Annotated in this window: 25 protein-coding genes, 1 tRNA gene and 1 other RNA gene (1 of these 27 running past the window's edge); 24 read left to right on the forward strand and 3 right to left on the reverse strand. The window is 50.4% G+C overall.

From position 1 onward, the window contains the following. Window positions 1-41: 41 nt before the first annotated feature. The 11 genes from hisF to PJDR2_RS00965 all read left to right on the forward strand — a co-directional run bounded on the left by hisF (window position 42) and on the right by PJDR2_RS00965 (window position 11,050). Window positions 42-800: an imidazole glycerol phosphate synthase subunit HisF gene (hisF, locus tag PJDR2_RS00915; protein ID WP_012772166.1), complete on the forward strand. Its 759-nt coding sequence runs from the start codon at window positions 42-44 to the stop codon at window positions 798-800. Further along, the gene (gene hisIE, locus PJDR2_RS00920) at window positions 797-1,498 is read left to right on the forward strand and encodes a bifunctional phosphoribosyl-AMP cyclohydrolase/phosphoribosyl-ATP diphosphatase HisIE (protein ID WP_012772167.1); all 702 of its coding nucleotides are present in this window, start codon (window positions 797-799) and stop codon (window positions 1,496-1,498) included. Before hisF ends, hisIE begins: the two co-directional genes overlap by 4 nt. A 27-nt stretch (window positions 1,499-1,525) precedes the next feature. Beyond that, window positions 1,526-2,332 (forward strand): histidinol-phosphatase HisJ, encoded by an 807-nt coding sequence (gene hisJ / locus PJDR2_RS00925; protein WP_012772168.1) that lies wholly within the window; start codon window positions 1,526-1,528, stop codon window positions 2,330-2,332. Window positions 2,333-2,475: 143 nt separating this feature from the next. Beyond that, on the forward strand, window positions 2,476-3,429 hold the full coding sequence (locus tag PJDR2_RS00930; protein ID WP_012772169.1) for a ribose-phosphate diphosphokinase: 954 nt from the start codon (window positions 2,476-2,478) through the stop codon (window positions 3,427-3,429). A 136-nt stretch (window positions 3,430-3,565) separates the two neighbouring features. After that, the gene (locus PJDR2_RS00935) at window positions 3,566-5,311 is read left to right on the forward strand and encodes a tetratricopeptide repeat protein (RefSeq protein ID WP_012772170.1); all 1,746 of its coding nucleotides are present in this window, start codon (window positions 3,566-3,568) and stop codon (window positions 5,309-5,311) included. Window positions 5,312-5,716: 405 nt separating this feature from the next. After that, complete coding sequence (trxB, locus tag PJDR2_RS00940) at window positions 5,717-6,646, forward strand: thioredoxin-disulfide reductase (protein WP_012772171.1); 930 nt, start codon at window positions 5,717-5,719, stop codon at window positions 6,644-6,646. Window positions 6,647-6,812: 166 nt separating this feature from the next. Next, window positions 6,813-7,763 (forward strand): ROK family glucokinase, encoded by a 951-nt coding sequence (locus PJDR2_RS00945; protein ID WP_012772172.1) that lies wholly within the window; start codon window positions 6,813-6,815, stop codon window positions 7,761-7,763. A gap of 41 nt (window positions 7,764-7,804) precedes the next feature. Next, window positions 7,805-8,689: an RNase adapter RapZ gene (rapZ, locus tag PJDR2_RS00950; protein WP_085982376.1), complete on the forward strand. Its 885-nt coding sequence runs from the start codon at window positions 7,805-7,807 to the stop codon at window positions 8,687-8,689. Window positions 8,690-8,701: 12 nt separating this feature from the next. Then, window positions 8,702-9,688 carry a gluconeogenesis factor YvcK family protein gene (locus tag PJDR2_RS00955; protein ID WP_012772174.1) on the forward strand — a complete coding sequence of 329 codons (987 nt, stop codon included), beginning with the start codon at window positions 8,702-8,704 and terminating at the stop codon, window positions 9,686-9,688. 7 nt (window positions 9,689-9,695) lie between these two features. Then, window positions 9,696-10,625, forward strand: coding sequence for a DNA-binding protein WhiA (whiA, locus tag PJDR2_RS00960; RefSeq protein ID WP_012772175.1), 930 nt, complete (start codon window positions 9,696-9,698; stop codon window positions 10,623-10,625). A 155-nt stretch (window positions 10,626-10,780) separates the two neighbouring features. Next, on the forward strand, window positions 10,781-11,050 hold the full coding sequence (locus PJDR2_RS00965) for an HPr family phosphocarrier protein (RefSeq protein WP_012772176.1): 270 nt from the start codon (window positions 10,781-10,783) through the stop codon (window positions 11,048-11,050). 137 nt (window positions 11,051-11,187) lie between these two features. Here the strand turns inward: PJDR2_RS00965 and clpP are convergent, their stop codons facing one another. After that, window positions 11,188-11,769, reverse strand: a complete 582-nt coding sequence (gene clpP / locus PJDR2_RS00970) for an ATP-dependent Clp endopeptidase proteolytic subunit ClpP (RefSeq protein ID WP_190276202.1) — start codon at window positions 11,767-11,769, stop codon at window positions 11,188-11,190. Between the two features lie 171 nt (window positions 11,770-11,940). Continuing rightward, window positions 11,941-12,015 (reverse strand) — tRNA-Arg (locus tag PJDR2_RS00975). 247 nt (window positions 12,016-12,262) lie between these two features. Between PJDR2_RS00975 and PJDR2_RS00980 the strand changes: the two genes are divergently transcribed. From PJDR2_RS00980 to ssrA, 11 genes are all read left to right on the forward strand, one after another. Continuing rightward, on the forward strand, window positions 12,263-13,309 hold the full coding sequence (locus tag PJDR2_RS00980) for a sugar-binding transcriptional regulator (RefSeq protein WP_012772178.1): 1,047 nt from the start codon (window positions 12,263-12,265) through the stop codon (window positions 13,307-13,309). Window positions 13,310-13,386: 77 nt separating this feature from the next. Further along, window positions 13,387-14,391: a type I glyceraldehyde-3-phosphate dehydrogenase gene (gene gap / locus PJDR2_RS00985; protein WP_012772179.1), complete on the forward strand. Its 1,005-nt coding sequence runs from the start codon at window positions 13,387-13,389 to the stop codon at window positions 14,389-14,391. 199 nt (window positions 14,392-14,590) lie between these two features. Next, window positions 14,591-15,772 (forward strand): phosphoglycerate kinase, encoded by a 1,182-nt coding sequence (locus PJDR2_RS00990; RefSeq protein ID WP_012772180.1) that lies wholly within the window; start codon window positions 14,591-14,593, stop codon window positions 15,770-15,772. 37 nt (window positions 15,773-15,809) lie between these two features. After that, a complete protein-coding gene (gene tpiA, locus PJDR2_RS00995; RefSeq protein ID WP_012772181.1) occupies window positions 15,810-16,565 on the forward strand; it encodes a triose-phosphate isomerase in 756 nt (251 codons plus the stop codon). A gap of 1 nt (window position 16,566) precedes the next feature. Further along, window positions 16,567-18,102, forward strand: a complete 1,536-nt coding sequence (gene gpmI / locus PJDR2_RS01000; protein WP_012772182.1) for a 2,3-bisphosphoglycerate-independent phosphoglycerate mutase — start codon at window positions 16,567-16,569, stop codon at window positions 18,100-18,102. Window positions 18,103-18,180: 78 nt separating this feature from the next. Continuing rightward, window positions 18,181-19,473 carry a phosphopyruvate hydratase gene (gene eno, locus PJDR2_RS01005; RefSeq protein ID WP_012772183.1) on the forward strand — a complete coding sequence of 431 codons (1,293 nt, stop codon included), beginning with the start codon at window positions 18,181-18,183 and terminating at the stop codon, window positions 19,471-19,473. A gap of 160 nt (window positions 19,474-19,633) precedes the next feature. Then, on the forward strand, window positions 19,634-19,870 hold the full coding sequence (gene secG / locus PJDR2_RS01010) for a preprotein translocase subunit SecG (protein ID WP_041613242.1): 237 nt from the start codon (window positions 19,634-19,636) through the stop codon (window positions 19,868-19,870). Between the two features lie 175 nt (window positions 19,871-20,045). Further along, the gene (rnr, locus tag PJDR2_RS01015; RefSeq protein WP_012772185.1) at window positions 20,046-22,871 is read left to right on the forward strand and encodes a ribonuclease R; all 2,826 of its coding nucleotides are present in this window, start codon (window positions 20,046-20,048) and stop codon (window positions 22,869-22,871) included. A gap of 287 nt (window positions 22,872-23,158) precedes the next feature. After that, the gene (locus tag PJDR2_RS01020; RefSeq protein ID WP_012772186.1) at window positions 23,159-23,359 is read left to right on the forward strand and encodes a cold-shock protein; all 201 of its coding nucleotides are present in this window, start codon (window positions 23,159-23,161) and stop codon (window positions 23,357-23,359) included. Window positions 23,360-23,521: 162 nt separating this feature from the next. Beyond that, complete coding sequence (gene smpB, locus PJDR2_RS01025; RefSeq protein ID WP_012772187.1) at window positions 23,522-24,004, forward strand: SsrA-binding protein SmpB; 483 nt, start codon at window positions 23,522-23,524, stop codon at window positions 24,002-24,004. Window positions 24,005-24,242: 238 nt separating this feature from the next. Then, window positions 24,243-24,607, forward strand: a transfer-messenger RNA (tmRNA) gene (gene ssrA / locus PJDR2_RS32280). A 95-nt stretch (window positions 24,608-24,702) separates the two neighbouring features. Here the strand turns inward: ssrA and PJDR2_RS33350 are convergent. Continuing rightward, a complete protein-coding gene (locus PJDR2_RS33350) occupies window positions 24,703-25,056 on the reverse strand; it encodes a transporter (RefSeq protein WP_085982377.1) in 354 nt (117 codons plus the stop codon). Between the two features lie 281 nt (window positions 25,057-25,337). Between PJDR2_RS33350 and PJDR2_RS01030 the strand changes: the two genes are divergently transcribed. Together PJDR2_RS01030 and PJDR2_RS01035 are read left to right on the forward strand one after the other, a co-directional pair. After that, entirely contained in the window at window positions 25,338-25,850 is a 513-nt protein-coding gene (locus PJDR2_RS01030) for a hypothetical protein (protein ID WP_012772188.1), read from the forward strand. A gap of 44 nt (window positions 25,851-25,894) precedes the next feature. Next, a protein-coding gene (locus tag PJDR2_RS01035; RefSeq protein WP_012772189.1) for an N-acetyltransferase crosses the window boundary here: on the forward strand, window positions 25,895-26,301 show its 5' portion. The gene runs 94 nt beyond the window's last position; the window shows 407 of its 501 coding nt (coding positions 1-407); its start codon is at window positions 25,895-25,897; its stop codon lies off the right edge, out of view.

Below are 26,301 nucleotides of genomic sequence, written 5' to 3' on the forward strand. Positions count from 1 at the left end.
GTTTTTTTTAAAAGCAAGAACGAGAGGGGAGCGTGCACGAGATGCTGGCGAAACGTATTATTCCATGTCTGGACGTGAAGGACGGACGGGTTGTAAAAGGAGTCAACTTCGTGAACCTGCGCGATGCGGGGGACCCGGTTGAGCTTGCGTCCACTTACGATCAGGAGGGCGCCGACGAGCTGGTTTTCCTCGATATTTCGGCTTCGGTCGAAGGTCGCGCGACAATGATTGAAGTCGTGAAGCGGACGGCCGGAGAGATTACGATTCCGTTTACGGTTGGCGGCGGGATCTCCCATGTTGACGATATGAAGCGGATCCTGCGCGCAGGCGCGGACAAAATCGCGATCAACACGGCGGCTGTTCTGAATCCTTCCCTTGTCAGCGACGGTGCCCGCAAATTCGGCTCGCAATGCATTGTTGTAGCCATTGACGCGAAGTACAACGAAGCTTGGGGCGAGTGGGAAGTATTCACGCACGGCGGCCGCAAGGAGACGGGCATTAAAGTGCTGGAGTGGGCGCGCGAAATCGAACGCCTTGGTGCAGGCGAGATTCTGCTGACAAGCATGGATGCGGACGGCACGAAGGATGGCTTTGACCTAAAGCTGACCCGCGCGGTATCGGATCTGGTCGGCATTCCGGTCATTGCATCCGGCGGAGCGGGACGGATCGAGCATTTCTCCGATGTGTTCGAGCAAGGCCACGCGGATGCGGGCCTTGCTGCGACAATTTTCCACTACAAAGAAATGACGATCCGCGAAGTAAAGGATGATCTCAGGCAGAAAGGCGTGGAAGTACGATGACGGATCAACTGGCAGAGCTTATCAAGTGGAGCGAGGACGGGCTTGTTCCGGCTATCGTGCAGGACGCGCAGAGCAAGGAAGTTCTGATGCTGGCCTATATGAACAAGGAGTCCCTGAAGCTGTCGGCGGAGTCTGGAGTGACCTGGTTCTGGAGCCGTTCCCGCAATGAGCTGTGGAACAAGGGCGCAACCAGCGGCCACACCCAGCGGATCCGTTCGATGTCGTATGACTGCGATGCGGATACGCTGCTTGTACGCGTCGATCAGAAAGGCCCTGCTTGCCATACGGGCTCCTACTCGTGCTTCTTCAACGAGATTGAAGTGGCTGGAGCCGAGAAGTCTTCTGACTCTGCGAAGGCATCCTCCGATGACCGCTTCGGCATTCTCGGCGAGCTCGAAGGCGTCATCGCACAGCGTTATGCGGAGCGTCCGGAAGGTGCTTACACGACGTATCTGTTCGGGAAGGGTCTCGATAAAATTCTGAAGAAAGTCGGAGAAGAAGCAACCGAAGCGATTATCGCAGCCAAAAACGGCGATAACGACGAGCTTCGCTCCGAAGCAAGCGACCTGCTGTTCCATCTGCTCGTGCTGCTGCGTGAACGCGGCCTGCCGCTTGATGAGGTTATGGCGGAGCTGCAAAGCCGCCACGGCAAGCCAGCGACAAATAATGCGATGAGAAGAGAACAAGCGGGTAAATAATTTTTAAAAAAGAAAGGCCGGTATGCCATGTTTATCGATTATCATACCCATCACGCCCGCTGCGGCCATGCTGTCGGCTCGCTGGAGGAATACGTACAGAAGGGGATAGAGATCGGTCTTGCGCAGATCGGTCTTTCTGACCATATGCCGCTGCTCCATGTGGACCCGGCAACGTATTACCCGGAAATGGCGATGCCGATGGAAGAATTGCCGCGGTACGTAGAAGAGTGTCTGGCTTTGAAAGAAAAGTATAAAGACCAGATTGACATCCGCGTCGGCCTTGAAGGCGATTATATCGAGGGCCAGGAAGAAAAAATTGAAACGATCATTAACGCTTATCCGTTTGATTATGTGATTGGGTCGGTGCATTTCTTGGGAGAATGGGATATCACCGATTTCCGTCAGACCCATGGCTGGGAAGGCAAGAACCGGATGAAAGTTTATGAGCAGTACTACGAAGCGGTGGCGAAAGCAGCGGCAACGGGCTTTTATGACTACATCGGACATATCGATGTTATCAAGCGTTTCGGTTTTAAGCCCGAGGGAGACGTTACGCATCTGGAGAATGCCGCGCTTGAAGCGGTGAAGCGACACGGCATGGCGATCGAGCTTAACGCATCGGGCCTTCGGATGCCGGTAGAAGAGATGTTTCCGAGCCGAAGAATGCTCGAATACGCCAAACAATTGAGCATTCCAATCACGATTGGTTCGGATGCGCATCAGCCAGAAAGACTGGGACAATATTTAGATCAAGCGCGTGCGGTGTTGAAAGATGTCGGTTTTTCTCAGCTGGCGACCTTTGAACGGCGAAAATTGGTATTAGTCGATTTTTGAATTATGGTAAATTAGATGTATAATGATATGGAACAAGCATGACGCGGCATGAAAGCGTCCTGCAATTGACGAAGGCTTTGCCGAGTGGCGAAGTTTAGGACAACACGTCCAATTATTTGGTTTAAAACGCTCAGGAGGGTATCATGTTTAGCGACAAGTTGCGTATTTTTTCGGGTTCGTCCAATCCCGCATTGGCTCAAAAGATCGCCGGTGATCTGGGATTGACACTCGGCGCCATCAAAATGTCCCGTTTCAAGAGCGGGGAGATCTACGTCCACTACGAAGAGACGATTCGTAACTGCGATGTATTCCTCGTTCAATCGTTCTCGCATCCGATCAACGAGCATTTTGTCGAATTGCTCGTCATGATTGACGCAGCGAAGCGGGCATCCGCGAAGACGATCAACATCATCATGCCGTACTACGGCTATGCGCGCCAAGAGCGCAAAGCAGCACCGCGGGAGCCGATCTCCGCGAAAATGGTGGCAGACGTTCTTACTACGGTTGGTGCAAACCGTGTCATCACGATTGACCTGCATGCGCCAGCTATCCAAGGCTTCTTCAACATTCCGGTAGACCATATGACAGCACTTGATCTGCTCAGCGATTACCTGAAGTCGAAGAACATTCAAAACCCGGTAGTCGTATCTCCGGACGCTGGCCGTGCATCCACGGCTGAAAAGCTTGCGAATAACCTGGACACATCGTTTGCTATTATGATCAAGAAGCGTCCTGCGCATAATGAGTCCTCGATTACTCACGTAATCGGCGACGTAGAGGGTCAAACCGCTATCATTATCGAAGACTTGATCGATACGGGCAGCACGATTGTCAACGTTGTGGAGAGTTTGAAGGAGCGCGGAGCCAAAGAAGTCTATGTATGCGCAACTCACCCGCTGTTCTCGGGCAATGCCATTGAGCGTTTGAATCATCCTCATATCAAAGAAATTATCGTAACGGATTCGATCTCCCTGCCAGAGAATCGTCCGGATAAATTCACGGTATTGTCGGTCGCTCCGCTGCTTGCGGAAGCAACCCGCATTATCATTGAAGGCGGTTCGATCAGCACCCTCTTCAAGACAAACGGCGGCGTTTAATCGAATATGGCAATGACAAGAAAATCGCGGGCGTTTTTCCTTACGTTCGCGATTTTCCCACATATTCTTTCGTGTTAGGATAGGCATTGCTATGGTATAATCGTAGAAAATCAAGTTCCGGGAGGTGCCTTGCCAGGTGAAAGAGAAGAAACGTGAAGCCATAGAACAGACAGCCAAGATCATACCGATACAATGGGACGCCACGTTCTTTTTCGAGCGGGCCGTGCGCTCGTTGGATCGTTACCACTATGACAAGGCACTCAAATATTTCCGGCGTGCCGTGGAGTATGAACCGGAAAATCCGGTCAACCATTGCAACATGGCAGGCATCATGTCGGAGATGGGCAATTATGAAGAATCCAATCGGATTTTGAAATGGATTGTCGATGAGCTGGATCCGACCATGACGGAATGTCATTTCTACATGGCCAACAACTATGCCAACATGGAGATGTACGAAGCAGCGGAAGGCGCACTTATTCATTATTTGGAGGAAGACGCGGACGGACAATACCTCGACGAAGCCGAGGAAATGATGGAGCTTCTCCAATACGAGCTGGAGCGCCCTGCACCGCTGACGAATATAAAAGCACGCGAAGGCATGGTCGAGCATGACCAGGCCCGCAAGCTTCTGGAAGAAGGCAAGTTTACGGAAGCGGTCCGTATCTTGGAGAAAATCATTGAGGAGCAGCCGGAGTTTCTGGCAGCCCGCAATAACTTGGCGCTGGCCTATTATTATATGGGGATGTTCGACAAAGCGATGGCTACGATCCGGGAAGCTCTGGAGCTCGAGCCGGGGAATTTGCATGCTCTTTGCAATCTGGGGATCTTCTATCAGCATGCGGGAGATAAAGATAGTCTTACTCCTTTGCTTGATTTGCTGCGCAAGACCGCACCGTTTCATCAGGAGCATGTCTTCAAGCTGGCTACTACGATGGGCATCCTGGGCGAGCATGAATCGGCTTACCGCCACTTCACCCGTCTCCTGAAAGACGTGGAGCTCAACCTTGACCCTTGCCTATATCACTATGCCGCGGTAGCCGCATGCCAAATCGGCCGTTATGTGGAAGCGGAACGCCTCTGGAAGCAGGCTGCGAAGCTGGATCCGGAATCGGATATTCCGCGTTACTACATGGAGCAGCTGACTCTCATCAAAGACGGTGACCAGAACGCATCGGTAAGCTATCATTATCATTTGCCGTTCGAGGAGCAGTTCAAGCTGTGGGAAAATTCCTCGGATGGACTTCCCGAGCATTTGAAGCGCGACCCGCTCGTGCGTTCCTCGTTCTTCTGGGCACTCCGTCACGGAGACCAGAATACGAAGCTGCAGGTCATTCAGGCGCTAGGCATGATCGCCGATAATGAAGTTAAGGACGTCCTTCGAGCTTTCCTGCTCGAAGCGGATGAAGATGATTATTTGAAGCGGATTGCCGTATTTGTGCTTCGTACAATCGGCGTGCAGGAGCCGCTTCAAGCCGTACTGGAAGGCAAAGCTACGGTTATTGAGCCGAACCGGGTTCCATCCCGTCTGCCCGTCTGGGAAGACAAATGGCAGGAGGTCGTGGAAGCGGCGATGTCACGCGTGAACAAACGCTTTGACCTTGTGCAGCAGTACGATCTGATGACGCTGTGGGTAGAGTTCCTATCTAGGCTGTATCCGGAGGTGCCAAAGCTGACTAAGCCGGAGGGCTGGGCGGCAGCGCTTGAATATTTGACGGCCAAGATGCACCGGCGGACAACGTCGTATCCCGAAATCTCGGAGCGTTACGGCGTCTCCATCGCAACCGTAAGCAAGAACGCCAAAAAAATCGACGAGGTATGCGGAATCAAGGAAAAGATGAAATCGATCAGCTCGGTTTTCTCCTTGGACCATCTCGAATAGGGCATTTCGCCCGTTATCAGAACGCACTTAGGATATGGTTCCCTAAGTGCGTTTTGTTTTTCCCGGGCAAACTTATATATAATAAGGATATATAAGTTTGCCCTAATCGTTCCCTTCTCCAACCACCCGTTGGTTGGACGACTTAAAAATCCCTGCGATGTAGTCTATTTGACCGCACGCTGTAAGCGTAGCGGAAATAACGTGCTGGAGAAGCGGAGTTTATGCTTCCGAAGTAGCTTTCTTTCAGAAAGCTTTTAGTTCGCCTTTGTCCACCGAATTTCAACCGCTAAAGCGGTTATTCAAATGAAGAAATTCGGGGACAACAGCGATCGGAAGGACGTTATTTTCGCGCAGCGACATCACGAGCGACAACTAGCAACCATCGCCACTTTTAGGAGGACAACCATGTACAAATCCATTATTATAGGCACCGGCCCTGCCGGTCTCACGGCAGCGATCTATTTGGCACGCGCAAACATGAAGCCTCTTGTTATCGAAGGACCGGAGCCGGGCGGCCAATTGACCACTACGACGGAGGTAGAGAATTTCCCGGGCTTCCCTGAAGGAATTATGGGTCCCGATCTGATGGCGAATATGCGCAAGCAGGCGGAACGTTTTGGAGCCGAGTTTATGACCGGTTGGGTGAACAACGTCGATATGTCGGAGCGTCCGTTCAAGCTTCAGGTTGAAGGTAAAGGCGAATTTGTAGGCGAGACGATTATCATCTCTACCGGCGCATCGGCTAGATGGCTGGGTATCCCTGGCGAGAAGGATAATATCGGCCGCGGCGTGAGCACATGCGCAACTTGCGACGGCTTCTTTTTCCGCAATAAGAAGATCGTGGTTATCGGCGGCGGCGATTCCGCCATGGAGGAAGCGAACTTCCTTACCCGCTTTGCGACTAATGTTGAACTCGTAAACCGTCGTGATGAGCTCCGTGCATCGAAAATTATGCAGGACCGCGCACGCGGGAACGAAAAGATCAGCTGGAGCTTGAACCGTACGCCGCTTGAGGTAGAAGCGAACGGCATGGGGGTTACCGGCCTCAAAGTCCGCAATAATGCAACCGGTGAAGATGAAACGATCCAAACGGACGGCGTTTTTATCGCAATCGGACATACGCCAAACACGAAATTTCTGAACGGCCAGATCGACACCGACGAGCATGGCTACATTAAAGTGAAGCCAGGCAGCTCGGAGACGAACGTGCCGGGCGTATTCGCCTGTGGAGACGTACAGGACAACAAATACCGCCAAGCGATTACGGCGGCAGGCAGCGGCTGTATGGCGGCTCTAGATTGCGAACGGTTCCTCGAGAACGTCGGCTCACATTAAAAAAGCGAGATAACAGTCAGCCCTTTCCTCTCCCGGAGAGGGCTTTTTCCTGCCAGCTTCTTATAGTTGGAGGGAAACACTGGGGCGGCGATTATCTTGACCGGAATAGGGCATTGGCTTATAGTTGGTTAAAGAGTAGATAACATATTAATGAGGTGGACTAGTAATGTCTGAGAAGATTTACGTTGGAGTCGATGTCGGCGGCACCGCTATTAAAGTTGGGATTTGTAACGTGGAGGGAGAATTGCTCCATACTTACGAAGGGCCGACGGAAACGAGTAAAGGTACGGACACCATCCTTCATAATATTGCGCAGTATGCGCGGAACATCGTGACCGAATCGCCGTTTGATTGGGAGCAAGTTGAAGGCGTTGGCGTAGGGATCGCCGGCTTCCTTGATATCCCGAACGGTATTGTGAAATTTTCGGGCAACTTGAAGATTGAGAATGTTCACTTGAAGGAATATCTCGAGGAGGAGCTTCAAGTTAAAGTCCTTGTTAATAATGACGCAAACGTTGCCGCGCTTGGCGAAGCGTGGGCCGGTGCTGGCAAAGGCATCGATAACTGCGTCTGCTATACACTGGGAACTGGCGTAGGCGGCGGTATTATTATCGGCGGCAAAATCGTAGAGGGCTTCGCGGGTATGGCCGGCGAGCTGGGCCACATCGCGATTGTTCCTGATCTGGAAGCGATTCAATGCGGCTGCGGCAAAATGGGCTGTCTCGAATCGGTATCCTCCGCTACGGGTATTATCCGCATGGCGAAGGATGCTGTTGAGCGCGGAGACCGCACGGTCTTGTCGACAGTTGAAGATATAATGGCGAAAGATGTTATCGACGCTGCGAAAGCAGGCGACGAGGTCGCTTCGCGTATCGTTAGCCGCGCAGCTTACTACCTTGGCAAATCGATGGCACTGATGGCTGTCGTGCTGAATCCGGAATGCTTTATTATCGGCGGCGGCGTGTCGAAAGCAGGCGACTTCCTGTTCGACCAAATTCGCGAAGTATTCGAGAAGTATACCCAGAAGGAAGCGCAAGAAGGCGTGAAGATCGTTGCGGCTACGCTTGGCAATAACGCGGGTGTTGTAGGCGCAGCGGGTCTTATCTTGCGTTCCTAATGAGTATGAACAGCGTTACGATGGGGAAAGAGGGGACAGCTATGGAAACGGGAGCAATGTCAAAGCTTGTTATCATTACAGGGATGTCTGGCGCCGGCAAGACGATTGCCGTACAGAGCCTTGAGGATTTGGGCTTTTTCTGCGTTGATAATTTACCACCGGTGCTTATCCCTAAATTCGCAGAGCTGATTGAGCAGTCAAACGGCAAAATCGGCAAAGTAGCCCTTGTAATTGACCTTAGGGGCCGTGAATTTTTTACTGCCTTATCGGAGTCTTTAAGTTTTATCAAAGAGCATTTCACAATCAGCTGCGAGATTTTGTTCCTGGATGCAACGGACGAGGTGCTCGTCCAGCGCTATAAGGAAAGCCGCCGCCGTCATCCGCTTGCTCCGGAAGGCATGCCGCTCGAAGGCATCCGCAACGAGAGAAGAATGCTGGAGGATTTGAAAGGTTCGGCTTCGCAGGTTATTGATACGAGCAACATCAAGCCGGCACAGCTCAAAGAACGTATTATTTCCCGGTTTACGAATTTGGAGAACAACAGTCTTTCGGTGAATGTGACCTCCTTTGGGTTCAAATACGGCATTCCGATCGATGCCGATTTGATTTATGACGTGCGTTTTTTGCCTAATCCGCATTATGTGGATCATTTACGCCCGAATACCGGGCAAAACCCGGAAGTGTACGATTACGTGATGAAATGGCCCGAGACGCAAGCCTTCCTGACCAAGCTGCTCGATATGCTTCAGTTTCTTCTCCCTCTTTACCATAAAGAAGGCAAGAGCCAGGTCGTTATCGGCATTGGGTGTACGGGCGGCAAACACCGTTCGGTTGCGATTGCGGAATATTTGGGTCGCATGCTCGGCAGCAGCGATACGGAACGGGTACGCGTCAGCCACCGCGATGCTGACCGCGATAAGCATTGACGGGGTGATTGGATGCAGAATAGGCATAAAATTATAAGGCGGCCAAAGATTGTTGTAATAGGCGGCGGAACCGGCTTGTCGGTGATGCTGCGGGGGCTTAAGGAGAAGCCTCTTGATATTACTGCAATCGTAACGGTCGCCGATGACGGGGGAAGCTCGGGAGTACTGCGCAATGAACTGCAGATTCCGCCTCCGGGCGACATCCGCAACGTTATTATGGCACTTGCGGATGCGGAGCCGCTATTGACGGAAGTGCTCCAATATCGTTTCTCCAGCGGTACCGGATTAGCCGGGCATAGCCTTGGTAATCTGATGCTGGCTGCAATGACGGACATTGCCGGCGATTTCGTTACGGGCGTCCGTGAGCTTAGCAAGGTATTGGCCGTGCGGGGACGTGTGCTTCCTGCCGCGGGCCGTGCTATCGTGCTGAAAGCCGAAATGACTGACGGTACCGTTGTGGTCGGGGAATCCATGATTCCGAAAGCCGGAAAGAAGATTAAGCGGGTATTTATAGAGCCCGACAATGTAGAGCCTCTTCCGGAGGCAATTGAAGCCATTGAGCAAGCCGATGCGATTCTGATTGGGCCGGGCAGCTTATATACGAGTATTATTCCGAATCTGCTCGTACCTAAGTTAGCGCGGGCCATTCTGGAGTCAACGGCTGTTAAGCTGTTTGTCTGCAATGTAATGACACAGCCGGGGGAGACCGATGGATATTCGGTCAGCGATCATCTGAAGGCTGTGAAAGATCATATCGGGCATAAGATTTTCGATTATGTGCTGGTCAACGATGGGGAAATATCGCCGGAGGTTGCGGAAAAGTATGCGGAACTGGGCTCTACTCAGGTAGAGCTGGACATAGACGAAGTAAACCGGTTGGGATATGAAATAATCTCCGACCGCCTCGTGCTGTACCGGACATTTCTGCGCCATGACGCAGAGCGGCTTAGTCATCATATTTATAAATTAGTGGAAAACTGGATGTTAAGAAAGAGGTGAACAAGCGATGTCATTTGCGGCCCAAACGAAGAAAGAGCTGACGATGGTTGAGGCGGATACCTGCTGTGAACGTGCCGAATTATCCGCACTCATTCGAATGAATGGCTCGGTCAGCGTCTCCAGCCGCAAAGTCGTCCTCGACATCTCAACCGAAAACGCAGCAATTGCCCGCCGGATCTACTCCTTGCTAAAGAAGCATTTTGAAGTGCATACGGAATTGCTTGTCCGCAAAAAAATGCGCCTCAAAAAAAATAATGTATATATCGTCAGAATTCCGACGAAGGTACAGGAAATACTAAGTGAGCTTAGAATTGTATCCGAGGGCTTTGTGTTTAATTTGGGCATTGATAAGGAAATCATTAAGAAGCCTTGCTGCAAACGATCCTATCTGCGTGGAGCATTCCTTGCCGGCGGTTCGGTCAACAACCCGGAGGGCTCTTCCTACCATCTTGAAATTTCATCGATGTACGAAGAGCACTGCGAGGCACTGGTTGAGCTGGCCAATAAGTTTGGGCTGAACGCGAGATGTATCGAGCGGAAGAAGGGCTTTGTGTTCTACATCAAAGAGGGCGAGAAAATTATCGAGCTGCTGAACATTATTGGCGCCCATCAGGCTTTGTTCAAATTCGAGGATGTCCGTATTATGCGCGACATGCGGAACTCGGTTAACCGGATCGTGAACTGCGAAACGGCTAACCTAAACAAAACGATTGGCGCGGCCGTCAGACAAATCGATAATATCAAGCTGCTGCAAAAGGAAATCGGACTAAACAATCTTCCCGATAAGCTTAGAGAGGTTGCCGAAATCAGGCTCCAGCATCCGGATATGAACCTCAAGGAAGTTGGGGAGATGCTGAAGGGGACCGTAAGCAAATCCGGCGTTAACCACCGGCTGCGGAAAATTGATGAACTTGCGGAAAAAATCCGCAACGGCTAAACTTTTAACCTAGTGCATCAGATGGTATAATGATATAATATGAACAAAAAGTCTTATACAAGATGCAACGCTGCATTTTAAAGTTATTAGTCATGTCAGGCTGAGCATTGAAGCGAAATTGCCAGACTTATTATAGTATAGGGGGTATGGTTACCATGACAAGGCTACCGGTTGTCGTTCGTCTTAAAACAGGTTTGCACGCTAGACCTGCCGCATTATTCGTTCAAGAAGCGAACAAATTTTCCTCCGAAGTATTTGTTGAGAAAGACGACAAGAAAGTAAATGCGAAATCCATTATGGGTATCATGAGCCTTGCGATCAGCTCGGGCACAGAGATTCATATCAGCGCAGAGGGTTCGGATGCAGAACAGGCTGTAAACGCTTTAGTCGCGCTAGTCAGCAAAGAAGAGCTGGAGAACCAATAAGAACCGACAAAGAGGGGTGTCCCGAGTCATCATTTTGAATGACAATGGGATAGTCCTTTTTTCTTTGGATTTAAAAAAACGACAAAAAAAGCGGCTGCTCATGGTATTCCATGTTCAGCCGCTTTTTTATTTATGTGTTAGATACGCTCGATAACTTTATCAACCAGACCGTATTGACGTGCTTCTTCCGCGCTCATGAAGTAATCGCGGTCGGTATCCTTCTCGATACGCTCGAGAGGTTGTCCGGAACGCTCAGCCAGGATGCCGTTCAGCTTATCGCGCATTTTGATAATGCGGCGGGCGCGGATTTCGATATCGCTTGCTTGACCTTCAGCGCCGCCAAGCGGTTGATGGATCATCACTTCGCTGTTCGGAAGCGCATAACGTTTGCCAATGGCACCGGCCGTGAGCAAGAAAGCGCCCATCGAAGCCGCCATGCCGACGCAAATCGTCGAAACATCGGGTTTAATGTATTGCATCGTATCATAGATAGCCATGCCTGCCGTAATGGATCCGCCAGGGCTGTTAATGTAGAGAGAAATATCTTTCTCAGGATCTTCTGCTGCAAGGAACAGCATCTGAGCAATAATGGAGTTGGCTACTACATCGTTTACGCCTGACCCGAGGAAGATGATGCGATCCTTCAGAAGGCGGGAGTAAATGTCGTAAGCGCGTTCTCCGCGATTGCTCTGTTCAATAACCATAGGAACGAAATTCATATCCAACCAAGTCCCCTCCTCAAAATAGCAAAGATGGTATTACTGATTCCCATTCTAGCGGATGATCAAACAAAAGTCAAAGATAGTCAAACTCAATTTTCCAGAAAAACAAAAAAACCACCCTCATCGAGGACGGTTCATGTTTATGTATAGCGTTAAGGTAAAGTTAAATGGCGCGCCCGCTAGGAATCGAACCTAGATCTCAGGCTCCGGAGGCCTACGTCATATCCATTGGACCACGGGCGCATATTTGCATAAGAAAGCAACAGCAAAACTTAGTATACGCGATTCTATTGTAGAAAGCAAGATAGATGAGAAAAATAAATTTGAGCAAATCGTGAATACAAACGCTTTCATCGGCGATTGCTGACTTGCCATGTGAAATGTTTTTAGCTAAAATAGAGGTGGGACTTAAAGTGAGTATGCGGGACGTTTAACGTCCATCCCCTGAAAGCCCATTACGCCTATTGACGGGTGGAGTGAAAAGTAGAGGATGCGTCACATTATTGAGCTGCAGCAGCAGCTTCTCCCAGATTTGCTTGACGTAATGAAGAAGCGTTACTCGATATTGCGCCAAGTGATGTTGTCCGATCTGATAGGCCGGAGGACGCTCGCCAATTCCTTAGGGATGACCGAGCGGGTACTGAGGGCGGAAACGGATTTTCTGAAATCGCAAGGTCTGCTGGAGATTCATACGGCGGGGATGCGGATCAGTGAAGCGGGCAAGCAATTGCTTGAGCAATTGGAACCCTTCTACAAAACGTTATTCGGCTTGTCCGATCTGGAAGAGAAGATCAGGAGTCACTTCGGATTATCGCAGGTCATTATTGTAGCAGGCGATTCCGAGGAGTCGGAGCAATCGAAGCGGGAGCTTGGAAGAGCGGCTTGCCAGGTGCTTCGCAAAGTGATGGAGCCAAACGATGTCGTGGCTGTAACCGGCGGAACGACAATCGCTCAGGTAGCGAACCAATTAACTTCGACAACACCGCTCAAGAACAACTGGTTTGTACCGGCGAGAGGCGGACTTGGTGAAAGTCTCGATTATCAAGCCAATACCATTGCATCAACAATGGCGAAGCGTACAGGCGCCAATTACCGGATGCTCCATGTGCCGGATCATTTAGGTGACGAAGCCTACGCATCCATGATGCAGGAACCGAATATCCGCGATATTGTCGAGGTTGTCCGAAGCGCCAGAATCGTCGTTCACGGGATCGGGGACGCTATGGTGATGGCCCGGCGCAGAAAGCTGAATCCTGAACTGGTGGAAGCGATGGCCGCGGATGGAGCATTGGCTGAAGCTTTTGGTTTTTATTTCGACCGTAACGGCGAAGTTGTTCACAAAATGCAGACCGTAGGATTACGACTCGAGGATATTGTGAAGACTGAAGTTGTTATTGGAGTTGCAGGCGGCCATAGCAAAGGTGAAGCTATAGCAGCCATTATGAAATTTGGGCACAATGATGTACTTGTCACCGATGAAGCGGCAGCTCTTGAGATGTCCGCGATTATCGATGAACAACAGCAATCGTTATCTTAACGATTTGCGGCAGGCTCTGCTGCAAAACGTTTTGAAATATATACCATAGTCATTTAAAAGCTTAGGAGGAATTTAAAATGGTTAAAATTGGTATTAACGGATTTGGTCGTATCGGTCGTAACGTGTTCCGCGCATCGCTGAACAACCCTAATGTTGAGGTAGTTGCGGTAAATGACCTGACTGACACTAAAACACTTGCACACCTGCTGAAATATGACACAACTCACGGCACTCTGGATGCTACGGTTGAAGCACAAGAAGGCGCAATTATCGTTAACGGCAAAGAAATCAAAGTATTTGCTGAACGTAACCCTGAGAACCTTGCATGGGGCTCCGTAGGCGCTGAAATCGTTGTTGAATCCACTGGTATCTTCACAGCGAAAGAAAAAGCTGAGCTTCACCTTAAAGGCGGCGCTAAAAAAGTTATCATCTCCGCTCCAGCAACTAACGAAGACATCACAATCGTTATGGGCGTTAACGAAGACAAGTACGATGCTGCATCGCACACTGTAATCTCCAACGCTTCTTGCACAACGAACTGTCTTGCACCATTCGCAAAAGTATTGAACGACAAATTCGGTATCGTTAAAGGTATGATGACTACAATTCACTCGTACACAAACGACCAAGCCGTACTGGACGTTCCTCACAAAGACCTGCGTCGTGCTCGCGCAGCTGCTGAGAACATCATTCCTTCGTCGACAGGCGCTGCAAAAGCAGTATCCCTGGTTCTGCCAGAACTGAAAGGCAAACTGAACGGTATGGCTATGCGCGTTCCTACGCCTAACGTTTCCGTAACTGACCTGGTTGCTGAACTGAAAGTTAACGTTACTGTTGAAGAAGTTAACGCAGCTCTGAAAGAAGCTTCCGAAGGCGCTCTTAAAGGCATTCTGAACTACAACGAACTGCCACTGGTATCCAGCGACTACAACAGCGACCCAGCTTCCTCCACAATCGACGCTCTGTCGACTATGGTAGTAGAAGGCAACATGGTTAAAGTTATTTCCTGGTACGACAACGAGTGGGGCTACTCGAACCGTGTAGTTGACCTCGCTGCATTCGTGGCAAGCAAAGGTCTGTAAGATACACGCGCTATTCCACAATCGCATGGAACGCTTTCGTCCCGGAGTTTGAAGCTCCGGGATACGCTTAGTCTGCGGCTCCACTTAAGTGGATATTAGGCGAAGGCGTTCCTTCTTGCGAGAAGGAACGCCTTTTTTACTGCTGTTTAAGCTTTAAATCATATATGCTTTCAACTTCATAATCAGGGAGGCAACACCATTGAATAAGAAAAGTGTTCGTGACGTAGAAGTAGCAGGCAAACGCGTATTTGTACGCGTCGATTTCAACGTACCACTCGAAGATGGCAAAATTACTGACGACAAGCGTATCCGCGAAACGCTTCCTACGATCAACTATTTGATCGAAAAAGGCGCTAAAGTTATCCTCGCGAGCCACCTTGGCCGTCCAAACGGTGAAGTGGTTGAAGAACTGCGTCACACAGCTTCTGCTGTACGTCTGTCCGAGCTTCTTGGCAAACCGGTTGTTAAAGCTAACGACTCCGTTGGTGAAGAAGTGAAAGCACAAATTAACGCGCTGAATAACGGCGACGTACTCTTGCTTGAGAACGTTCGTTTCCACGCTGGCGAAGAAAAGAACGATCCGGAACTGGCTAAGCAATTCGCTGAGCTGGCTGATCTGTTCGTAAACGATGCATTTGGTGCTGCTCACCGCGCCCACGCTTCGACAGAAGGCATTGCGCACCACCTGCCTGCAGTATCGGGTCTCTTGATGGAGCGCGAGCTTGATGTTCTCGGCAAAGCGCTGAACAACCCTGAACGTCCTTTCACGGCGATCGTTGGCGGTTCGAAAGTAAAAGACAAAATCGACGTTATCAACAAAATGATCGAGATCGCTGATAACATTATCATCGGCGGCGGCTTGTCTTACACCTTCTTCAAAGCGCAAGGTCATGAAATCGGCCAATCGCTCGTTGACAACTCCAAGCTGGATCTGGCTCTTGAGTTCATCGAGAAAGCAAAAACGCTGGGCAAAAACTTCCTGATCCCTGTTGATATCGTTGTTACTGACGAGTTCAGCAAAGATGCTAACACCAAGATCGTTGACGTAGACGGCATCCCAGCTGACTGGGAAGGCATCGACATCGGTCCTAAAACTCGCGAAATTTACGCTGACGTTATCAAAAACTCCAAGCTGGTTGTTTGGAACGGACCAATGGGCGTATTCGAAATCGAGCCATTCTCCCACGGTACACGTGCGGTTGCTAACGCTTGTGCGGAAACAGCTGGTTACACGGTAATCGGCGGCGGCGACTCCGCTGCGGCTGCTGAGAAATTCGGCGTGGCAGACAAAATGGATCACATCTCGACTGGCGGCGGCGCTTCCCTGGAATTCATGGAAGGCAAAGCACTTCCAGGCGTTGTGGCTCTTAACGATAAATAAGAAAGAATTATATAATTAAGAAACGAGGGAATATACGATGAGCAGAACACCTATCATTGCAGGTAACTGGAAAATGTTCAAAACCGTTTCCGAAGCCGTATCGTTCTTCTCCGAAGTCAAAGGCAAGGCTGAAGTTGCTGGCGTAGAGAGCGTAATTTGCGCTCCTTACACAACTCTTCCCGCGCTTGTTGAAGCAGCAAAAGGCACGTCGATCGCAATTGGCGCGCAAAACCTGCACTTCGAAGACAACGGTGCATTCACAGGCGAAATCAGCGGCGTTATGCTGAAGGACCTTGGCGTGAAGTACGTTATTATCGGTCACTCCGAGCGTCGTGCTTACTTCGCTGAGACAGACGAGATCGTTAACAAAAAAATGCATTCAGCATTCAAACACGGCATTACGCCAATCGTTTGCGTCGGCGAAAAGCTCGAAGAGCGCGAAGCTAACCAAACGAAGGATGTTTGCAAAGTGCAAACCGAGGCGGCTTTTGAAGGCCTGTCGGCAGCTCAAGCTGCTGAAGTTGTTATCGCATATGAGCCAATCTGGGCGATCGGCACTGGCAAATCCTCGACTTCCGAAGACGCGCAAGACGTGATCGGTTACATCCGCAGCGTAGTTGCTGATCTCTACGATGCAGCAACGGCTGAAGCGGTTCGTATCCAATACGGCGGCAGCGTAAAACCTAACAACGTTGCAGAATACATGGGACAAGCGGATATCGACGGCGCTCTTGTCGGCGGCGCATCGCTTGAACCGGCTTCCTATATCGCACTCGTTGAGGGGGCCAAGTAAGATGGCTCCGAAACCAGTTGCGCTGATTATTCTCGACGGCTTTGGCCTTCGCGACGACGTAACCGGCAATGCCGTTGCGCAAGCGAAAAAGCCAAACTACGACCGTTACTGGTCGACATATCCGCACACAACCCTTACTGCTTCCGGTGAAGCAGTAGGTTTGCCGGATGGCCAAATGGGCAACTCCGAGGTTGGTCACCTGAACATCGGCGCTGGCCGTATCGTTTATCAGGATCTGACTCGCATTTCGAAGTCGATCCGCGACGGTGAATTTTTCGATAACGAGACGCTTCTTGGGGCGGTTCGCCACGCGAAAGCGAACGGCAAGAAGCTTCACCTGTACGGACTGCTGTCCGACGGCGGCGTGCACAGCCATATTGCTCACCTGTTTGCCCTTCTGGAACTGGCTAAGAAAGAGGAGCTGAACGAAGTATTCATTCATGCCTTCCTCGATGGCCGCGACGTTGCTCCAGACAGCGCGAAGGGTTACTTGGAACAGCTGCAAGCGAAGATTGAAGAAGTGGGCGTAGGCCAGATCGCTACCGTTCAAGGCCGCTACTACGCAATGGACCGCGACAAGCGTTGGGAGCGTACGGAGAAGTCGTACCGCGCTATGGTTTACGGCGATGGTCCTAAATACACTGATCCAATCAAGGCTGTAGTTGAATCCTACGAAAAATCCGTTTATGATGAATTCGTTATGCCAACGGTTATCGTTGGCGAGAACGATAAGCCGGTAGGCCTGGTTGAATCGGAAGACTCCATCGTCTTCTTCAACTTCCGTCCTGACCGTGCGATCCAGCTTGGCCAAGTTTTCACCAACGAAGATTTCCGTGGCTTTGACCGTGGCGAGAAATGCCCTAAAAACCTGCATTTTGTCTGCCTGACACTGTTCAGCGAGACAATCGGCGGTTATGTGGCTTACTCCCCTAAGAACTTGGACAACACCCTCGGTGAAGTGCTCGTTCAAAACAACAAGAAGCAATTGCGTATTGCGGAAACCGAGAAATACCCGCATGTAACGTTCTTCTTCAGCGGCGGCCGCGATGTTGAGCTTCCGGGCGAGACGCGTGTTCTGATCAGTTCGCCGAAGGTCGCAACTTACGATCTGCAGCCGGAAATGAGCGCATACGAAGTTGCAGCAGCGGCAGTTAGAGAAATTGAAGCAGACAAGCACGACGCTATCATTCTTAACTTTGCTAACCCTGACATGGTAGGTCACTCCGGCATGCTGGAGCCGACAATCAAAGCGGTGGAAGCAACTGACGAATGTCTGGGCCAAGTGGTGGAAGCTGTCCTTGCAAAAGGCGGCGTAGCAATCATCACGGCTGACCACGGAAACGCGGACATGGTATTCGACGAAAACGGACGTCCGTTCACTGCGCATACAACGAACCCGGTTCCTTGTATCGTTACAGTCGCTGGCGGAGAGCTTCGCGAAGGCGGCATTCTGGCTGACCTGGCTCCGACGGTTCTTGACCTGCTGGAACTGGTTAAACCAGAGCAAATGACAGGTACAACATTGATTCGGAAGTAAGTTTCAAGGTAGAATCAAAACAGCTTGTTTTCCATGCTTCAACCCTATAAATAACTTAAATTAAGGAGTGTTACTCAAATGTCTATCATCGTTGACGTGTACGCACGCGAAGTGCTGGATTCCCGCGGGAATCCAACTGTAGAAGTAGAAGTATCCCTGGAATCCGGCGGCAAAGGCCGCGCAATCGTTCCATCCGGCGCATCCACTGGCGCTTATGAAGCTGTTGAGCTTCGCGACGGCGACAAAGGCCGTTACCTGGGCAAAGGTGTAGAAAAAGCGGTTGAGAACGTTAACGCAATTATCGCACCTGAAATCATCGGTCTGGACGCTCTTGATCAAGTAGCTATCGACCGCAAAATGATCGAGCTTGACGGTACTCCTAACAAAGCTAAGCTTGGCGCTAACGCAATTCTGGCTGTTTCGATGGCTGTTGCACGCGCTGCAGCTGACGCGCTGAACGTGTCCCTGTACACTTACCTCGGCGGCTTCAACGCAAAAACTCTGCCGGTTCCAATGATGAACATCATCAACGGCGGCGAACATGCGGACAACAATATTGACGTACAAGAGTTCATGGTTCTGCCGGTTGGCGCTCCAACATTCAAAGAAGCTCTTCGTATCGGCGCTGAAATCTTCCACAACCTGAAATCGGTTCTGAAAGACAAAGGCCTGAACACAGCAGTAGGCGACGAGGGCGGCTTCGCTCCTAACCTTGGTTCCAACGAAGAAGCAATCACAACAATCATCGCCGCGATCGAGCTTGCTGGCTACAAACCAGGCGTTGACGTATTCCTCGGCATGGACGTAGCTTCCACTGAGTTCTACAAAGACGGCAAATACCACCTCGAAGGCGAAGGCAAATCCTTCACTTCCGCAGAATTCGTTGACCTGCTTGCTTCGTGGGTTGAAAAGTACCCAATCATCACAATCGAAGACGGCTGCTCCGAAGACGACTGGGAAGGTTGGAAATTGCTCACTGACAAACTCGGCGGCAAAGTACAGCTCGTTGGTGATGACCTGTTCGTTACAAACACAGAGCGTCTTTCCGACGGTATCGAAAAAGGCGTGGGTAACTCCATCCTCGTTAAAGTTAACCAAATCGGTTCGCTTACTGAAACATTCGACGCGATCGAAATGGCGAAACGCGCTGGTTACACGGCGGTTATCTCCCACCGTTCCGGCGAAAGCGAAGACAGCACAATCGCTGACATCGCGGTTGCTACTAACGCTGGCCAAATCAAAACAGGCGCTCCGTCCCGTACGGACCGCGTAGCGAAATACAACCAATTGCTCCGCATCGAAGACCAACTGGGTTCGGTTGCTCAATATGCAGGCAAATCGGCATTCTACAACCTGAAAAACTTCAAATAAGTTTTTTCGGTAAAATAAAAAAGGCATCCCGGTGAGGGGATGCCTTTTTTTGCTGTTTAATGGAATTCAATCCGAAATTTGAAACTATTGAATTACTTGTCCGCCTATGATAAAATCAATTTATGTGTTTTACGGAGCTCCTATGCTGGAGGTGGATCAAATGGAAATCTTTTGGAAGATTTTGCTCGTTATTTTCGCAGTTGGATTGATCGCGGTTGTATTGCTTCAAAAAGGGAAAAGCGCTGGTTTGTCTGGTGCGATCACTGGCGGTGCTGAGCATTTGTTCGGCAAGCAGAAAGCTCGCGGTCTGGACTTGTTCCTTCAGCGTTTAACAGTAGGGCTGGCAAGCGGATTCTTTATCCTGGCTCTAGTTGTAGCATACGTCGTTAAAGTTTAATTAATCTTGATTCGTACTCAGAAACGGAGGGAAACCTCCGTTTTTTGTTTTTTCCGGGCTTTTACGGATGCTAAGGAATGATTTCGTGTATACTTAACGGTATATGATAATCTATCAACCGGTAGCTGGATGGCGGTAGGGAAAGCCTCCGGTGTATGAGGTGACAAGGAAAACTATGATGCAAGAGCAGGGACTTCTTGATTTTATGCGGGAGACGGCTTACAAGCCGATGACTTATCAGGAGCTGGAACAACATTTCGGGATTAACGACGCGGCGGAATTCAAAGAATTTCTGAAGCTGCTTAATCAGCTCGAGGAAGAGGGCAAAGTCATTCGGACGCGCAATGAACGCTATGGCGTTCCGGAGCGTATGAACCTCCTGAGAGGGAAAATCCAGGCGCATGCGAAAGGCTTCGCATTTTTATTGCCTGACGAGAAAGACCATCCTGATGTTTACATACATGCAAACGATCAGAAGAGCGCGATGAACGGCGATATCGCGCTGGTGCGCATTACTTCGCAAAGCGAAGGCGGAGGCCGGATGGAAGGCGAGGTCGTCCGTATTGTGCAGCGTGCCGTAACACAGGTAGTGGGTACGTTCGAAAGCCATGAGGCATTTGGCTTTGTTGTTCCGGACGATAAACGGATTAACCGGGATATTTTTATTCCGAAGGGTGAGTTCCAGGGAGCGGTAACCGGTCAGAAGGTGGTCGTGAAGATTACTTCCTATCCGGAAGGACGTTCTGCGGCGCAAGGCGAAATTATCGAAATTCTCGGACATAAGAACGATCCGGGCATCGACATTTTGTCCATTATCCGCAAGCATCAGCTGCCCGAAGGCTTCTCGGATGAAGTGATGGCCGAGGCCGAGGCGGCTCCGGACTCCATCACCGAAGAAGAGATTGTTGAACAAGGCCGCCGCGATCTTCGCGGAGAAGTGATTGTGACCATTGACGGGGAAGACGCGAAGGACCTTGATGACGCGGTCCATGTGAAGCGGCTTGAGAACGGCAACTATCTGCTTGGCGTTCATATCGCCGACGTTGGCTACTATGTGAAGGAGCGTTCGGCGCTTGACCAGGAAGCTTTTCGCCGCGGCTGCAGCGTTTACTTGGTGGACCGGGTTATTCCGATGCTGCCGCACCGTTTGTCGAACGGGATTTGCTCGCTGAATCCTCAAGTAGACCGCCTTACGCTTTCTTGCGAGATGGAGTTTGACTCCAAGCTGAAGCGTGTTCGTCACGATATTTTCACAAGCGTCATTAAGACGAAAGAGCGCATGACTTATACGAATGTGCGCAAGATCTTAATGGCTACCGAAGAAGAGCCGGAGACTGAGCTTAAGGAACGCTATGCTGATCTGCTCGACATGTTCACTCTCATGGAAGAGCTTGCGATGAAGCTTCGGAAGAAACGGATGAAGCGCGGCGCAATCGACTTTGATTTTCAGGAATCGAAGGTTATCGTGGATAAGGAAGGCAAAGCCGTTGACATCGTGAAGCGCGAACGTTCTGTTGCCGAGCAGATTATTGAAGAGTTCATGCTGGCGGCGAACGAAACGGTGGCCGAGCATTTCCATTGGCTTCGCGTGCCTTTCCTGTACCGGATTCACGAGGATCCGGATCAGGAGAAGCTGCTTCACTTCATGCAGTTCGCTTCGAACTTCGGTTATGTCGTGAAGGGCAAGGGCAATTCGGTTCATCCGCGCGCTTTGCAAACGCTTCTTGAGGAGATCCACGGCACAAAGGAAGAAACGGTTATTTCGACCGTCATGCTCCGTTCGATGAAGCAGGCGAAGTACGATGCGGAGAGCTTGGGCCACTTTGGACTTGCGGCGGAGTTCTACTCCCACTTCACATCGCCGATCCGGCGTTATCCGGACCTTGTGATTCACCGGGTTATCCGCGAGGTGCTCGAAAACGGCGGGGCATTACCGGAGATACGCAATGAAGCGCTGGCAGCCCGGATGCCGGATATCGCACAGCATTCTTCCGAACGCGAACGCGTTGCGGTTGATGCGGAACGGGATACGGATAAACTTAAAAAATGCGAATTCATGCTGGATAAAGTCGGCGAGGAATTCGATGGCATTATCAGCAGCGTGACAAGCTTCGGCATGTTTGTCGAATTGGATAATACGGTGGAAGGCCTTATCCGGCTGAGCGGTCTGACGGATGATTATTACCACTTCCATGAGCTTCATATGGTGCTGATCGGCGAGCGTACCTCGAAGGTATACCGCATTGGCGATGAAGTGAAAATCCGGGTGGCGCAGGTGAACATGGACGATTACACTATCGATTTCGAGATGGTGGACATGAAGCCGCGCAGCGATTTCCGCGGTGTCGCGGATGCAGGGTTCGGCGCGCGCAACGGAGGCGGCCGCAAGCGCGGAGGTTTCAGCCGCGGCGGGGACACGGGCGCGGTAGTTGGACGCGGCGGAGATAAAGGCCGCCGTGGGAAGGAAAGCCGCGCCGGCGATGGCCGCGGCGAGCGGAATGACCGCGGCCCGAGCAAGGGCGGCCGCGATGGCGCTAAGCGCGCCGAGCATAGCGGCGCGCAAGGAAATGCGAAGCGGAAGCGCGGTGGCGCTGACGGCGGAGCAGCCGGGGGCGCGAGCCGCGCGGCCGAAGGCGCGGCGGAGCGTTCGCCTTGGCAAGAGCAGGCGAAGCCGCTCGAGCAAGGGCGGCAAGTGCGCGGGGCAAGGCCGCGCACGGATATGTGGGGGCTGCCGATTAGCGGCAGCCGCGGCAGAGACGCCGATACGGGCGAAGATCCGGATCAAGGTTCTGCCTTTGATGGCGGCCGCGGCAGGCGCGGCGGCCGGGGCAACCGCAGCGGAGGCGGCGGAGGTCAGCGAAGCGATGCTAATTCTTCGAGCGGAGTGAATAATTCCGGCGAAGAAGGGAAAAACAAGAAGAGGAAAAGAAATGGCGGGGGCGGTAGCGGGAATGGCGGCGGCAATTCCACAGCCGCATTTGTCCGCAAGAAACGTAAATAAATATTTACATGAAAGACGTACTATAACTTTAAATAACGGCGCTGCTTGGCGGGGCGCAGGCTGCGGGGAAGCAGCGCCGTTTTCCTTGGATAAGCTGGGAAAATATATTTAAGCTTGTCGCTTGATTTTTGATTTTGGGTATAGTACACTCAAAGCAATTGATGATATGAACCTGAATTCACATATTGAAAAGGGTGTCATTTAAGTCATGGACCTTTTTCAATGTGTGAATTTTTTGTTTCGATACGAAATAGGCGCATATTAATACATTTTTGGAGGTAATACACATGCAACAAGGTACAGTTAAATGGTTCAACGCTGAGAAAGGTTTCGGCTTCATCGAAGTTGAAGGCGGCAATGACGTATTCGTACACTTCTCCGCAATCGTTGGCGAAGGCTTCAAGACTCTTGAAGAAGGCCAACGCGTTGAGTTCAACGTTGTTCAAGGCAACCGCGGACCACAAGCTGAGAACGTTGTTAAGCTGTAATAGCTTAATTTAACGAACGAAGACCGCCCTTAACGGGGCGGTTTTTTTGTTTATGTAAGCGATGTATTTTCGAGTCTTGCTTTAGAATTATAAAGTTGTTACAATGAATTTCTAATAACGCTTTTCTCTCGGAATGCGTAAACAAAAATGAGGTGAACCGCTGTGGGTGCTAAGAAAAATGACGGAAAACAGCTTGCTCAAAACAAAAAAGCTTCCCATGATTACTTCATTGAGGATACGTATGAAGCGGGAATCGTGCTGATGGGCACGGAGATCAAGGCTCTTCGCATGGGTAAAGCGAATATTAGCGATGCGTTTGCAACGATCCGGAATGGCGAGATGTTTATTCATAACATGCATATCAGTCCTTTTGATCAGGGCAACCGCCATAACCCGACTGATCCGACTCGCGCTCGGAAGCTGCTGCTCCACAAGCAGCAAATTCATAAGCTGCTCGGCCAATCCAAGCAGGAGGGCTACTCGATTGTGCCGCTGAAGATTTATGTCCGCAACGGCTACGCGAAGCTGCTGATTGGTCTTGGTAAAGGTAAGAAGCAATATGATAAGCGCGATACGGCCGCGAAGCGGGATGCTCAACGGGATATCCAGCGTGCGTTGCGCGAGAAGCAGAAAGTCGCAAGATAAATGGCATTTGCTTCACTCGCTGGTTCAGGTTCCAGCTTTCCGCCATCATTGGCATTAAGAAACCGAGCATTACCGATCGAGTTCGTGTTATACTAAAGTTGCGCTAAGGGATATGAAGCGCCGCTTCAACAAATGTATGAAGTAGTACTTGCTTGTAATGAATAGCGCAGAAGCGCTTCACCTCATTCCGGGCGTTCTTTACAGCTAAGCGGTCGAAATATACCGTTTATGCGATATTGGGGGCGTTTATGGATTCGACGGGGATAGTACGAGCATGGGTTGCGGGTAGCAGGGAGTCGTCTGCTTCATCAACGCTAAAGCCTATTAAATGGCAAACAACAACAAACTTACGCTTTCGCAGCTTAATAACCTGTGAGCGTGCTCCTACCTAGCATCGCCCATGTGACTAGACTAGGGGCTAACAAGTAGTGGGATACGCCGTTCGGTCTCCGCCTGGGGTCGACGGAAGAAGATAATCAGGCTGACCCAACGCGTAGTCGGTTACGGGACGACGCTCGGGTGACATCAATACTGTGACTACACCCGTAGAAGCCTGTGTGGCGTTGTCTTCGGACAGGGGTTCAAATCCCCTCGCCTCCACCATCATGAACCACATCCGCATGAGGATGTGGTTTTTGTTTTTTCTAAACACGAAAAAAGCTCCGTCCCACTAGGGATGGAGCTTTTTTCGTGTTTAGTTAGACACATGTAAATGATTGAATGGACTGCAGGCTGAGACCTGTGTACATCCAGAACCTTCCGTTCCATTGAAAACCCGCAACCGATGTGCGCCCTAAGAAAACGGGGAAAAACCAGAATTGATTTCCATTTCTTAACCAAATGTAAGTGTTCCTGAACATACAACGGGAAATCGCGCCAGGGTCAACAGCAAACGGCTGAACCGCAGGTTGTTGAGGAATGAATCCTGGCGGAGGTGAACTAGGTGCCATTGGCTGGCCTGGTTGCCCGGGCGGTCCCGGAGGTCCCGGGGGTCCCGGCGGTCCCGGCTGTCCAGGGAATCCTGGAGGGCCGAAAGGTGGGAAAAAGGACATGATCTTGTCACTCCTTATATGATGGGCTAAAACATTGTATGTAGGAGCGGAGATAAGGGAATGGGCGTAACCGATATTCTTTTTAATGAGGAGGCATGGTGTCGATGGGCATTATTGCATACCCACTGTCATGCTTAGCGGCTCCATATTATTAGAGGATTATGGGAACTTAAACCACTTTATGGTATAAATTTTAGTTTAAGATGGATGTTGGGTAACTAAAGTTGGTATTGGCTTTTGTTAATTTCTTCTATAATGAAACAAAAGAAAGAGGAGTTTTTATGCATGCATCGTTTTTCGTATGTGCAACCGAGGCCTATCAACGAAAGTACGTGGATTTTCTTTTGGCGAATTATGAGAATTTACGACTGCCGTATCCATTCCTCGTTGCTTTCGGCTTTATCGCCAGCCCTATTTTAATGGGACAGGAATGTTTTCTTTGTCTGGACAATGAGGGGGAAGCTATCGGTGCATTCGGCTATATTCATGGCACGGGAGAAGGCAACTATGAAGATCGGCATATCGTGCAGCTGCAAGTAGCTCTTCTATCTGAATCATATAGGTTTTCGAGGCTGTTTCTTCGTGGATTACAGGTGCTTGCCAAACATTTAACCGAGCTTAAAGAGGTAGTGACTGAGCTGGTTTTTTGGACGGGGAAGGATGACTACGCAATAAGGTTGTTCAATAAGTTCGCCGAACGGAACGAAGTCGGGGAGCTGGCTGTCGGCTATCGGGTTACTTTGCATCATTTAAATGCGTATTTAGCAAAATTCAAGCGAGAAACATTGGCGTAAAGAAAAGGCCCTCGGAATGCGCAGGCTTGAAGGAGGAAATCGTATTGGGCCGTCTTTTCCCGGCAACTTGCAATCAGGATCGAGATTATGCGAGATTTGCCCGATATTTTCTCGCGAATAGCTGTGAATTTGACGAACGGTTATTGTTTTACGACGCTATAGCACATTTGACGCTTTCCTTGAATGAGAGCCGGCTGATGTTATTTGATGACGAGAATGGTGAACTGCAGGGTTATATTCAATATCGGTTGGAGGCGAAAGGCTATACGGTGTTTATTGAGTCGGCGATTCTATCTTCTTCCTATCGAAGCGGCATGCAATTCTATAAAGGCTTCGCTCGATGGACGAATCATGTCATGGAAGAGTATACCGAGATTAATAGGGTCAGATTCCATGTACGCACCGATCATGCCTACTTGATTAAATTGTACTCTAAGTTTGCGAAAAAAAT

This window comes from Paenibacillus sp. JDR-2, assembly GCF_000023585.1.
Taxonomy (GTDB): Bacteria; Bacillota; Bacilli; order Paenibacillales; family Paenibacillaceae; genus Pristimantibacillus.